The sequence below is a fragment of the Botrimarina mediterranea genome (assembly GCF_007753265.1).
Classification (GTDB): Bacteria; Planctomycetota; Planctomycetia; order Pirellulales; family Lacipirellulaceae; genus Botrimarina; species Botrimarina mediterranea.
Genome location: NZ_CP036349.1, coordinates 188,918 through 200,919, shown reverse-complemented (window position 1 = coordinate 200,919; position 12,002 = coordinate 188,918). Strand labels below are relative to the sequence as shown.

Annotated in this window: 9 protein-coding genes; 4 read left to right on the top strand and 5 right to left on the bottom strand. The window is 65.7% G+C overall.

The genetic code is table 11. The annotated features are described in order from the left end of the window. The first annotated feature begins 18 nt into the window (after window positions 1-18). From Spa11_RS00820 to Spa11_RS00810, 3 genes are all read left to right on the top strand, one after another. Window positions 19-321: an ASCH domain-containing protein gene (locus Spa11_RS00820; RefSeq protein ID WP_145105498.1), complete on the top strand. Its 303-nt coding sequence runs from the start codon at window positions 19-21 to the stop codon at window positions 319-321. Between the two features lie 207 nt (window positions 322-528). Next, window positions 529-1,332, top strand: a complete 804-nt coding sequence (locus Spa11_RS00815) for an FkbM family methyltransferase (RefSeq protein WP_145105495.1) — start codon at window positions 529-531, stop codon at window positions 1,330-1,332. A gap of 33 nt (window positions 1,333-1,365) precedes the next feature. Further along, the gene (locus Spa11_RS00810) at window positions 1,366-2,466 is read left to right on the top strand and encodes a glycosyltransferase (RefSeq protein ID WP_145105492.1); all 1,101 of its coding nucleotides are present in this window, start codon (window positions 1,366-1,368) and stop codon (window positions 2,464-2,466) included. A gap of 104 nt (window positions 2,467-2,570) precedes the next feature. Here the strand turns inward: Spa11_RS00810 and Spa11_RS00805 are convergent, their stop codons facing one another. From Spa11_RS00805 to dxr, 4 genes are all read right to left on the bottom strand, one after another. Continuing rightward, entirely contained in the window at window positions 2,571-3,302 is a 732-nt protein-coding gene (locus Spa11_RS00805; RefSeq protein WP_145105489.1) for a 3-keto-disaccharide hydrolase, read from the bottom strand. A gap of 134 nt (window positions 3,303-3,436) precedes the next feature. Beyond that, window positions 3,437-4,372 (bottom strand): DUF481 domain-containing protein, encoded by a 936-nt coding sequence (locus Spa11_RS00800; protein ID WP_145105486.1) that lies wholly within the window; start codon window positions 4,370-4,372, stop codon window positions 3,437-3,439. 98 nt (window positions 4,373-4,470) lie between these two features. Further along, a complete protein-coding gene (locus Spa11_RS00795) occupies window positions 4,471-6,543 on the bottom strand; it encodes a site-2 protease family protein (RefSeq protein ID WP_145105483.1) in 2,073 nt (690 codons plus the stop codon). 99 nt (window positions 6,544-6,642) lie between these two features. Continuing rightward, entirely contained in the window at window positions 6,643-7,863 is a 1,221-nt protein-coding gene (dxr, locus tag Spa11_RS00790; RefSeq protein ID WP_145105480.1) for a 1-deoxy-D-xylulose-5-phosphate reductoisomerase, read from the bottom strand. A 405-nt stretch (window positions 7,864-8,268) separates the two neighbouring features. On the opposite strand from dxr, the gene ftsH reads away from it, so the two are divergent. Continuing rightward, complete coding sequence (ftsH, locus tag Spa11_RS00785) at window positions 8,269-10,467, top strand: ATP-dependent zinc metalloprotease FtsH (protein WP_315851338.1); 2,199 nt, start codon at window positions 8,269-8,271, stop codon at window positions 10,465-10,467. 186 nt (window positions 10,468-10,653) lie between these two features. Here the strand turns inward: ftsH and Spa11_RS00780 are convergent, their stop codons facing one another. After that, window positions 10,654-11,994 carry a glycoside hydrolase family 28 protein gene (locus Spa11_RS00780; protein ID WP_145105477.1) on the bottom strand — a complete coding sequence of 447 codons (1,341 nt, stop codon included), beginning with the start codon at window positions 11,992-11,994 and terminating at the stop codon, window positions 10,654-10,656. Window positions 11,995-12,002: the final 8 nt, after the last annotated feature.

The window sequence follows — 12,002 nt, the reverse complement described above, 5'->3', positions numbered from 1 at the left end:
CCGCCGTCGTACGCCGCCATGCTGCTGTTCAAACGCAAATTCCTTCCGGCTATCCGCTGCGGTGAGAAAACCCAGACCATCCGACTGTGGAAGCACCGGATGATGCGGCAGGGGCAGCGAAGTTACATCCCTGGCGTCGGCGCCATCCGGATCACCGTGGTTGAGCCGGTCGAGATCGACTCGCTGACAGACGAGGACGCCGTCCCCGATGGCTTTGCTACCGCCGACGCCCTGCGTGTCGAGCTGCGGGCCATCTACGGCGAGCAAATCACCGCGGGCTACCGGGCGTTTCGGATAGGGTTTGTGCGGGAATCGGAATGATCCGTTGCGACATGCGATCAACGGATCGCTTTCATCAACGCGGATCCCGACCGGAACGACAACACTAGCAACGCTAGCGAAGCGCGGGCGTTCACCACATGCTGGCGTCGACTCTGACGTTCCGTGTTGCCCGCCGTAGGGAATTGAGCTACTACGACCGATCATTGGCTCTAGTGTCGGAGTCAATTGACCCCCTTTGCTGTGCCGATGGCTGGTCCCTTCAAACAAGCGTTCCGCGACGCCCAGTGGTGCCTACGCCACGGCGGGTTGCACGGCTTTAGCGCGGCCGTCGCCGGACGGGTCGCCGATACGCCGGTGACGTTCAATGTGCATGCGCCGCTGCTCGAACACCCCGTGACGCTGCGGGTCCCTTCGACGGATGTCTCGACCTACAAGCAGGTCGTCACGCGCCAAGAGTACGCCGTCGAGCTCGCGAAGCGGCCCGTCACCATCGTTGACGCCGGCGCCAATATCGGCCTCGCCTCCGCTTACTTTGCCAGCCGTTACCCCGACGCGCGGATTCTTGCGATCGAGCCCGAGGCGCAGAACTACGACCTCCTGCTGAAGAACACGGCGCCCTACCCGAACATCCAGGCCGTCCGCGCCGCGCTATGGAGCGAGTCCGGCGTGATCGGCGTGGTGGACTCCGGAACCGGCGCTTGGGGCTTCCGTACGGAAGCCTTGACCGACGCGATGGCCGCCAACTCCGTCCGCGCGGCGACGCTCGACGAACTGCTCGACGAGCATGATTTCGATCACGTCGATCTCCTGAAAGTGGACATCGAAGGAGCCGAGGTCGAGGTGTTCGCCGACACGTCGGCGTGGATCGATCGGGTGAACGTGGTCGTCGCCGAACTGCACGAGCGTTACCGCACCGGCTGTCTGCGGAACTTCTACAACGGCACGCCCGGCTTCCCCGTTGAATGGACGCACGGCGAGAGCACGATCGTCGCCCGTCGCGACTGGGCCGCGGCCGGTAAGTCGAAGGCGTCGCAACGTCACGCCGCCTGATCGACCCCGCCCCTCGCTGGAAACCCTCGCCGAATGAAGATCGCCCTCGTCAGCACACAACGCACCTGGGGCGGCGGCGAAAACGTGCTGGCTCAACTCGCGCTCGGCTGCCGACGCGCGGGGCACACCATTGGCGTCGCGGCGCCCGCTGCTAGCGCGACGGCCGATTGGGCCAGCAAGCAACTGGGGATCGAGCGGCTCGAACTCCCCGGCCGCGGCCGAGGCCCGGCGGCGATGTGGCGGCTGCGGAACTGGATCACCCGCACGGCGCCCGGTGTTGTCGTCCTCAACGACCCCCACGCCATCACCTACGGCGGCGTCGCGCTCGCGGGGCTTGGCGTCCCCCGCGTCGGCGTCAAGCACACCTGCTTCCCCGTCCGCTCGGCATGGAAACACAACCACCTGCTGGAACGCGTCGTCTGCGTCGCCGAGGCCGCCCGGCGTGAATGCCTCGCGGCTGGCGTTCAAGCAGCCAAGCTCGAAGTGATCCATGCGGGACTCGACCGACTAGCGCCTACCAACGCAGAGTTCGCAGCCGCGAAGTCGCTCCTGGCAACCAAAGGCGGGGGCGCGAAGCATGTCCTTGCGATCGGCAGCTTGCTGCCGGTGAAGGGCTTTGACTCGCTCATCGAATCCGCTGCTCGTTCGAGCGGCTGGAACCTCTGGATCGCCGGCGAAGGCCCGCAGCGCGATGCGCTCGAAGCTCAGATCGCGAGGCTTGGCGTCGCCGACCGTGTCACGCTGCTCGGCTTCCGTAGCGACATCGGCGCGCTGCTCGCAGCGGCCGACGTCTTTGCGTCGGCGTCGCACCGCGAGGGCCTGTCGCTAGTGCTCGTCGAGGCGATGATGTCCGGCACGCCCGTCGTCGCGACTCCCGTCGGCGGCAACGGCGAAGCGCTGCAGATCAACGAGCCCGGCGCTTCTCCCGTCGCCCGCGCGGTTCTGCCGGACGATCCGGCAGCGATGGCCGCCGCGATCGAAGCCGCTCTCCAGCCCACCGACGAGAACTCGCGTCGCATCGCCACGGCGAGGGCATGGGCCGATGAGCACTTCACGATCGAGCGGATGACCCGCGACTACCTCGCGCTGTTCGAACGACTCGCGGCTGTCGGTCGTCACTCTCACGCGGCATAGCAGGCGGGGTTGATCCGGCACACCGGTTGGAATAACGCTCGCCACCGACTTCATCGGTCAACCGAACGACCCACCCTACTTCCTTGCTTCGAGTCCCTGCTCGATCACTCTTCGATTTCTTGAATGCGGATGTTTCGCCAGCGGATCTGCTTGCCGACTTGCTCGGGGCTGCCGACCGAGTGGACCTGTAGTGCGATGAAGCCCTCCGGCGTCACATCGTCGTGCAGGTGGGCGACGGGGACGCCGTTGACGGTGGTCTCGATGTGGTCGCCGACACACTCGATGCGGTAGTGGTTCCACTCGCCGACCTTGAACGCCGAACGCGCCTCGGCGCGGTTGTCGGCCTTCAGGTCGTACAACCAGCCGCGACGGGCTTCGTCATAGACGCCTCCCGACCAGGCCCGGTCCGAGGGGTCGATCTCGCACTGGTAGCCATGCACGCGGCCGGCGGGGATCTTGTAAGTCTGCTCTTTGCTTTCCCCATCAGGGCCATCGACTTCGAGCTTGACGGTCTGCGGCTCGTCGAAGCACTGGCTGCGGAACTGCACGCCCGAATTGAGCGACGAATCCACCAGCACCTCGAACTCCAAGACGAAGTCGCCGTAATCGCGATCGGTGCAAAGAAACGAGTTGGGCGTGCTCGCGACGCTCGTGCCGACGATCTGCGGCCCGCCGTCGGCGTCGGCGTCGACCTCGTAGGTCGCTTCGCCGCCACGCTGCACCCAGCCGTCGAGGTTCTCGCCATTAAACAGCGGCGTAAAACCCTCCTCCGCAACGGCGCTAGACACAGCGACCAGGGCAAAAACGAGCAGCGCGGCAAGACGAAGCGTGGACATGGCGGCGGGCAAATTCGGTGGCGAAATGTCAGACGTCGAGAGTCCAACATTATAACCAATCGAGTGGCCAATTCCTCGCACAAACCGGAGGCTGCTTTCCCTCAGCCCCTCGCCCCTAATCCCTCGTCCCTCGCTTACAACTTCCAGATCAGCATCGCCGAGTAGTTCAGGTTGTGCGGCGAAACGCCCTGCGGGTCCGAGTCGTAGCGATCGGTCGCCGAGAGCTTGAGGCTCATGTTCGACGGCTGATGGAGTTGGATCTGCATGCCGACGTCCGCCAGCACGCGGTAGTCGTTGAAGTCTTCCCACTCGGGGAACCAGTCGGCCTTGGCGAATAGCTTTTTGTCGGCGTCGATCTGTAGCTCGTAGTTCACGCCGAACTGCGCTTCGGGGACCCACTCGCTGTCGGGCCCGCCGAACTCGCGCGAGGCGCCCGTACCGATGCTCGTCGTGAGTTTCGTCCAGTCCTCTTGGAACCACTGGTAACCAAAACCGGCGTTGGCGTTGACGTTGAGGTCGAACGCCTGGAACTCGTCGTAGAAGGTCTGGGTCATCACGTAGACCGTCCACGGCGACTCACCGAACAACCAGTCGTAGCGCGCGTCCAGCAGCGCGTTGCTCTGCACCTCGACGCCGTTGGACTGGGTGCGGTTGTGGTACAGCGACGCGTCGAGCTTGTAGTCCTTCGCGCTGCGTTTGATGAAGCCGCCGACGCGGAAGCTCACCGACTCGCTGGTGCCGCTCGTGCCGTTGAGGCCAAACTCGATCCCCGAGTCCCACGGCGCCGGGCCGAACCAGTACGCCGGCTCGTACCAGGGCACAACGGGCTCGTGCCCCGGCAACAACGCGCCGAAGTTCTCTTCGATCACCGGCGTCACCTCGCCCGACTCGACGGGCTCGCCCGCGACTTCTTCTTCTGCCGGAGGCGCCGGGTTCGGCGGGACGAGGTCCGCGTAGGTCGGGATCAGTTGCGGCGCCGGCAGCGTCTCGCCTGCGCCCTGCGCAGCGGCCGACGACGCCCGGAGGGCGAGCGCCAGCGCAAGGATGATCAGGAGCCGTAGCCTTTGCATGCGTCGATACCGGTAGCCGGTCAATTCGACGCAACGTTTAGCGGCATCCCCCGAGCGGAGGCAAGGCGGATCGCCGCCGTGCTAGCGGCGCCGGCGCCTTAGAACAGACTCGTCACCAGCCGGGAGATGTCCATCGAAGTGACGAACAGCATCAGGCTGAGCAACAAGAGCAGGCCGACCGTCTGCAGGGCGATCGCCACCTTCTCGTTGACGGGCCGCCCGGTGATCCCCTCGTAGAGCAAGAACACCATGTGCCCGCCGTCGAGCACGGGGATTGGCAGGAAGTTGAGCACCGCCAGGTTCGCGCTGAGCATCACCAGCGACATGAGCAGGGCGCCAACACCCTCGAACGCCGCCTCTCCCGCCACCTGCGCGATCGTCAGCGGCCCGCCGAGCGCCTTCACCGAGACCTGCCCGCCGATCTTCTGCAAGAACCGCACGACGCTCATCAGCGCGCTACCCGTCTCACGGAAGGCGAGCTCGGCCTGCTCTTGGAAGTTCTTGGCGACGTGCATCACTCGGAGTGGCGACAGCACGAGGCCGCGGTTGTTGACCATGTACGAATCGGAAACCGAAACGGGCTTGAGTTTCACGCTTCGCGACGGCTGCTGCTCAGCGGATGAATCGCTCGCGATCGACAGCTCGACCGTGAAGTCATCGCCCGGGTTCTGCAGGGCCAGGATGAATACGGGCCAGTTCTGTTGTCCTTCGCCGAACTCCATGGAGTCGGTCTGCGAAACGCCCTTCGCATCGGTCCAAGAGAGGGTCGCCTTCGAGACCCGGTCGCCCGGGCGCAGGTCCGACGCCGCCGCGGGGCTGCCGCCGATGAGCGACGCCACCTCGGCGCGCAGTTCGCAAGCGGCGCCGATGGCGTCGAACGTCTGGGGGCTGTTCTCGGTGATCGCCATCGACTGCCAAGTGACAACGCGCGGCGCCATCGAGAGCTCGACGGCCTCGCCGTTGCGATCGACCGTCAACACGACATCCTCGCGTCGCGCGGCGATGGCGCCGAGCTTCGCGTCGAGCGTCACCGGGTCGAGGGCGGGTTCGCCTTCGGGCGCGGCGCCGATCGCCTCGCCATCGACGGCGGTGATCACATCGCCGACCTTAATGCCGGCCTCATCGGCGGGAGAGCCCTGCTCAACCACGACCACAGGACCGAGCGTCGGCACGATGCCCAACCGCTCCATCGGGTCGGGCGGCAGCGTGACGTCGACGCGCTCGCCCCCTTCGACGACGCCGAAGGGATCGCCCGCCGGCGCTTTGCCGTCGCGGATCACGGTGAGTGTGAGCGGTTGATCGCGTTTGGCGGCGAACGTCGCAAACAGGCCGGCATAGGTGTCCACCTCTTCGCCATCAACGGCAACGATCTGGTCACCCGCTTCGAAGCCCTCGTCGCCTAGCGAAGCCGCCGGTGAGTGCGGCGCGACGGGCTCGGTCGCTGAGAGCCGCAAGCGATTCGCCATCAGCACGCCGACCTGCGGCGCCATGCCCGTCAGCTTGGGTCGCAGGGTGATCTGCTCGGTTGATCCGTCCGTGCGGAGCACCTCGGTGTCGAGCCCTTTTTCGAGGTCCCCGAGGACGACCGACCCAACGAGTTGCTTGTGAGTGGGGTTCTGGATGTCGCCGATCCTCGTTAGGCGGTCGCCCGTCCGCAGGCCAACCTGCCACGCCGGGCTGCCGGCGATCGTCGCGCCGACCGTCGCCGGCGTTTCCGGCACGCCGACGCCAAACGCGATGAACGCCATCACCACAGCAAAGATCACGTTCATGATCACGCCCGCCGAGATGATCGCCATGCGTTGCGGCACGCTCTTGGCCATGTAGCTGCGTTTGTGGACCCAGACCTTCTTGCCATCGGGGCCCATCACCTCTTTGGCGTCGGGCGAACCCTCCATCGCCTTCGACGCCTCGATCTCTTCGGCAATGGCGCCGGCGTTGTCCTCCTGGCCGAACATCTTCACGTAACCGCCCAGCGGCAGGATGCCGATGCCGTACTCGGTCTCGCCCCACTTGCGGCTCAGCTTGAGCCCGCCGATGTCGAAGCCGATCATGAACTTGTCGCAGCGCACCCCGCACGCCTTGGCGACGAGGAAGTGACCCAGCTCGTGAACAAAGATCACGAAGCCCAGGCCGAGCGCGACTTGAAGAATGGCGAAGAGGGTTTGCATCGGGGGAGGGATTAGGGACGGGGGACGGAGGGCGAGGGAAAGAAGCGCAAGCGACGGCGACGATTCCCTCGTCCCCCGTCCCTGACCCCTCGTCCCTCCTTAGGCACAGACCCAGCTGTGGATTTCTTCTCGCGCCCAGAGATCGAGTTCCTCGAGCCGCTGGAGCGTTGGGTTGGCTTCGTAGTCGTGGGCTTCCAGGATGCTGCGGCAGGCCGGGACGATCTCCGTGAAGTGCAGGTCCCCTTCGAGGAACGACTGCACCGCCGCCTCGTTGGCCGCGTTGAGCACCGCGCCGCTGGTGCCGCCTTGCCGAGCGACCTCGAACCCCAGCGCCAACGCCGGGAAGCGGTCGAAGTCGGCCGGCTCGAAACGCAGCTCGTGCATCCGCGTCCAGTCGAGCCGCTCGGCAGGGCCGGCGAGCCGTCGCGGATAATCCAGTGCGTACTGGATCGGCAGCTTCATGTCGGGGCGTCCGAGTTGGGCCACGACCGAGCCGTCCACAAACTCAACCATCGAATGGATGATCGACTGCGGATGGATCAGCACCTGGATGCGTTCGGCGGGCGTGTCGAACAACCACCGCGCTTCGATCACCTCCAGCGCCTTGTTCATCATCGTGGCCGAATCGATCGTGATCTTCGGGCCCATGTCCCAGGTCGGGTGGGCGAGCGCCTCATCAACGGTCACTTGGGCCAGGTGCTCACGGGCCCACGTGCGGAACGGCCCGCCGCTGGCGGTGAGGAAGATCTTCTCCACCTCGTCACGCCGGCCGCACGCCATCGACTGGAACACCGCGCTGTGCTCGCTGTCGACCGGCAGCAGACGCTCCGGCGCGGCGGGGTTTTTCTTCCGCTCGGCGTCGAGCATCTTGCGCACGAGCGGTCCTGCGGTGACAAGCGTCTCTTTGTTCGCCAAGGCGACCGTCTTGCCCGCTTTGAGCGCGGCGAGCGTGCTGCGGACGCCCGCGGCGCCGACGATCGCTGCTAGCACGACGTCGACTTCGTCGCAGCTAGCGGCCTGCTCGAGCCCCTTCGGCCCCACCAGCAGCTCGGTCCCCTTGGGGAGCTTCTTCCAAGACTGCTCGGCGGCGGCTTGTTCATCCGAAGCGACGACGAACTTTGGCTTCAGCAGCTCGGCCTGCTCGATCAGCTGGTCGAGCCGCGAGTGAGCCGAAAGCACCGTCGCCTTCAGCCGGCCGCCGCTGGCGCGGATTACCTCGATCGTGTTCCGGCCGATACTGCCGGAAGAGCCGAGGACGGCGACGCGGCGGGGCGGCTCGCCATCGGCGGAGGGGGCGGGGGTCTTCGAACGGTCAGCCATGACTCGGCGGCGCCGGTGGGGACAATTGGGGCGGGACGCGACGGGTAGTTCGTTACGGAGCAGTCGGGCTTGCGCCGGTTTGGTGGTCCGTTTGGGGGGGTCAGCGCCGGCCGGGCGGGTTGCACGGGCGGCCGTTCCGTTGGTTCGTCGCGTCAGCCCCCCGGAGATCGCGCCGCAGCGGCCTTTGCTTCGCTAAAATCTTGGTAGGATTGCCTTTGCAGCGAGTCCGGCGATTCTATCGGCGACCGTCATCGACCCACAAGGCGAGCCGGCTGAGCCGACGACCGCCACGGACAGGCCGATTGCCGCCCTCAGCAAGTCGATTCTAGCCTTTGGTGAACCGTCGGCGCCCTGTTTGCGTTTGGATGATAAGTCTACCTTTCTCTTCCCTGCCGCGATCTTCGAATGGAAAAGCAGCCCGAATCCCCCAAGAACGACAAACGGGGCAACGACGGGAAGAAACCCGGCTCGCAGCCCGTCAGCTTCGTCTGGTACCTCCTGGCGGTGTTCGTGCTGCTGATGTTCGGCGTCACGCTCTTCGGGGGCGGCTCGTCGACTGCGCTGGAGTGGAGTGACTTCAAGAGGCTCGTCGAAGCCTCCTACGTGCCGCCCGAATCGGCCGGCGTCGCGGTCTCAGTCGAGGGGAACTCGGTCGAGGGTGACGAAGAGACCGCGATCGAAGAGTCCACCACCGACGAGCCGGCGCCACGGCCGGCAGGCCCCGGCTACATCGATTACGTCGATCGCACGATGGAGCCCGAACGGCTCGTGCGGCTGTCGAACCTCAGCAAGCTCGAAGTGAGCTACGACGGTGTTACCGGCCGCGTCACGCGCCAGGTGCTCCCTCCCGGCGCGACGATGCCTAGCGGCGACGCCGCCAGCGAATCGACGCCCTCCCCGCAGGCCGAAGCCGGCGCCACGGAGAACGACGTCCGCTTCCACGTGAATTGGAACGCCAACCTTCCCAAGATCGGCGACCTGCTCGAAGCCAACAACCTCAAGTATAGAGCCGCCCAGCCGGCGAACCCGCTGTTCAACTGGGTGCCAACGCTGCTGATGATGGGGCTGCTCGTCGGCCTGATGGTCTACATGCTGAAGCGCCTCGGCGGCGCCGGCTCGCCGATGGCCTTCGGCCGCAGCCGCGGCAAGCTCTACGCGCAAGAAGACCTTGAAGTCACGTTCGACGACGTCGCCGGCATCGACGAAGCGGTTGAAGAGCTGCGAGAGGTTGTCGACTTCCTCAAGAACCCCGAGCGATACCAGCGCCTCGGCGGGCGCATCCCCAAGGGCGTGCTCCTGGTCGGCCCCCCGGGAACCGGCAAGACGCTGCTCTCCAAGGCCGTCGCCGGCGAGGCGGGCGTGCCGTTCTTCTCCTTGAGCGGCTCAGACTTCGTCGAGATGTTCGTCGGCGTCGGCGCCGCCCGCGTCCGCGACATGTTCCAGCAAGCCGAACAACGCGCCCCGTGTATCGTCTTCATCGACGAGCTCGACGCCCTCGGCAAGACCCGCGGCGCCGGCAACATGGGGAGCCACGACGAACGCGAGCAGACGCTCAACGCGCTGCTCGTGGAGATGGACGGGTTCGGGACGAACTCGGGCATCATCATCATGGGCGCCACCAACCGCCCCGAGACGCTCGACCCGGCCCTGTTACGCCCGGGCCGCTTCGACCGCCACGTGCTGGTCGATCGACCCGACGTCGCCGGCCGCAAGCAGATCCTCGAAGTCCACCTCACCAACATCAAAGTCTCCGACGAGGTCGATGTCGAAGCCCTCGCCGGCATCACCAGCGGTTTCGTCGGCGCCGACTTGGCGAACATGGTCAACGAGGCCGCGCTGCTCGCCGCCCGCAATGGCAAAGAGATGGTCGGCAAGGTGGAGTTCTTCGAGGCCGTCGAACGCGCTTCGATCGGTCTCGAAAAGAAGAGCCGCATCATGCTCGAAGAGGAGAAGCACCGCCTCGCCGTGCACGAGGGGGGCCACGCGCTGATCGCCTACTCGCTGCCGAACACCGACCCGGTCCACAAGGTCTCGATCATCCCCCGCGGCCTGTCGGCGCTCGGCTACATGCAGCAGCGTCCTGAAGCGGACCGCTACATGATCACCAAGAGCCAGCTGGAGAGCCAGCTGCAAGTGATGCTCGCCGGCACCCTCGCCGAAGAGTTGATCTTCGACGACGTCGGCACCGGCGCCAGCAACGACCTCGACCGCGCCACCGAAGTCGCCCGCAGCATGGTGATGGACTACGGCATGAGCCGCTTGGGCCGCGTCACTTACCGCGAGCGCACCACCGGGTTCCTCGGCCAAGAGGCGGGCTACATCAAGCACCACAGCGAGCAGACGGCCCGCGAAATCGACCAAGAGGTCAAGCGGATCGTTGACGAGGCGCTCGAGCAAACGCGGCGCATCCTCGCGTCGCGACGTCCGGCGCTAGAAGCGATCACGGCCGAGCTGCTCGAGAAGGAAGTCATCGAGGCCACAAAGCTCGGCGAGCTGATCGAGCAAGCCAGCCCCGGCCCCAAGATCGTCCCCGGCACCGCCACCGAACGCAAACCCGCCACGCCGCCAGCGTCATCCGCCGAAGACGAAGCCGCCGAAGCGTAAGCGATGGGTTGCTAAATGTGAGCCGTCGGCGCTAGCCGCGGGTGACCCCGGCACACGGTGTTCATCGTTTCGAACGAGAGCCCACGACGCCAGTCGTGGGAGTGCAGCGGGTACGTGGTTCCTCCCCCGACTGACGTCTGGGGGCTCGCCTTAGCGCTTGCTTCGCTCGCGATCAGTTCTCGCGTCTCACTTTTCCGGCTGTGAGTAGTACTCCAGCTTCAAATCCGCCACGTGCTCGATCAAGCTCGCCTGCTTCGCGCCACCGAACCGGCAGTTCTTGATCGTCAGCCCCTGGATCGGCGACTCGGCCAATCCCACCAGGTGCATCGGACGTTTGCACTTCTCCGCGGTGACGTTCTCTAGCACGACATCGCTCACCGCCGGCGGGTAGGGGCCCGACTCGGGTTCGCTGTAGACGAGGTTGATCCGGAAGACGGCGTCGCTCACCTCGCCGACGCGGATGTTGCGGACCTGCATGTTGCGCAAGTAACCGCCACGCATCGAATTGCTCTTCAGACGGATCGCGCGTTCGAGATTCGGGGAGTCCATCTCGCAGTCCTCAACGAACACGTTGCGGATGCCGCCCGACATCTCGCTGCCGAGCACCACGCCGCCGTGGCCGTCGCGCATCGTGCAGTTGCGGACGACGATATTCTCGCTCGGCGCTCCTACGCGCCGGCCGTCGGCGTTGCGGCCGCTCTTGATCGCGATGCAGTCGTCGCCCGTGTCGAAGAAGCAGCCTTCGATCAACACGCCCGAGCACGACTCGGGGTTGCATCCGTCGTTGTTCGGGCCGTGGCTATCGACCGTCACGCCGCGCACCGTGACGTTCTTGCAGAGCACCGGATTGAGGCACCACATGGGCGAGCGGTGAACGGTGATCCCCTCGATCAGCACACGCTCGCAGCGGTAGGGCTGCACGAAGTTGACGCGCAGCTGCGAGCCGCCGAAGCGGCGTTCGCTCACCGGCACGCCCTTCTCGCCCATCTCGCCGAGTCGCTTGATGTCCGTCGCGCCGCTCCGCTTCCAGACCCACCAGTGCTCGTCGTCGGCGCCGCCGTCGATGACCCCTTCGCCGGTGATCGCTATGTCGTGCTGCTCGAACGCGTAGATCGGCGGCGACCACATCATCACCTCGGTCCCCTCGAAGCGAGTGTGGACTTCCGGCAAGAAGTCGTCGGGGTCGTTGCTGAACTGGAGCGTCGCCCCCTTGTTCAAATGTAGGTTGACCCTCGACAACAGATGAATCGGTCCTTTGCAGTACCACTCGCCCTCCGGAACGACGACGCGCCCGCCACCCGCCTCATGGCAAGCGCGGATGGCGTCGGCGATCGCCTGCCGGCAATCGGTCTTGCCATCGGGCTTCGCGCCATGATCGGTGACAGGGAAGTCACCGTCCGGAATCAGCGGCGCCTCGATCGCGGCGACGATCGTGGGAACGTCGTCCCACCCCGGCGACTCCTCAGCTCGCAAATCCGACGCGCTGAGAAAAACGGCAATCGCGACACACCCTACTAGCTTTCTCATTAGGAAGC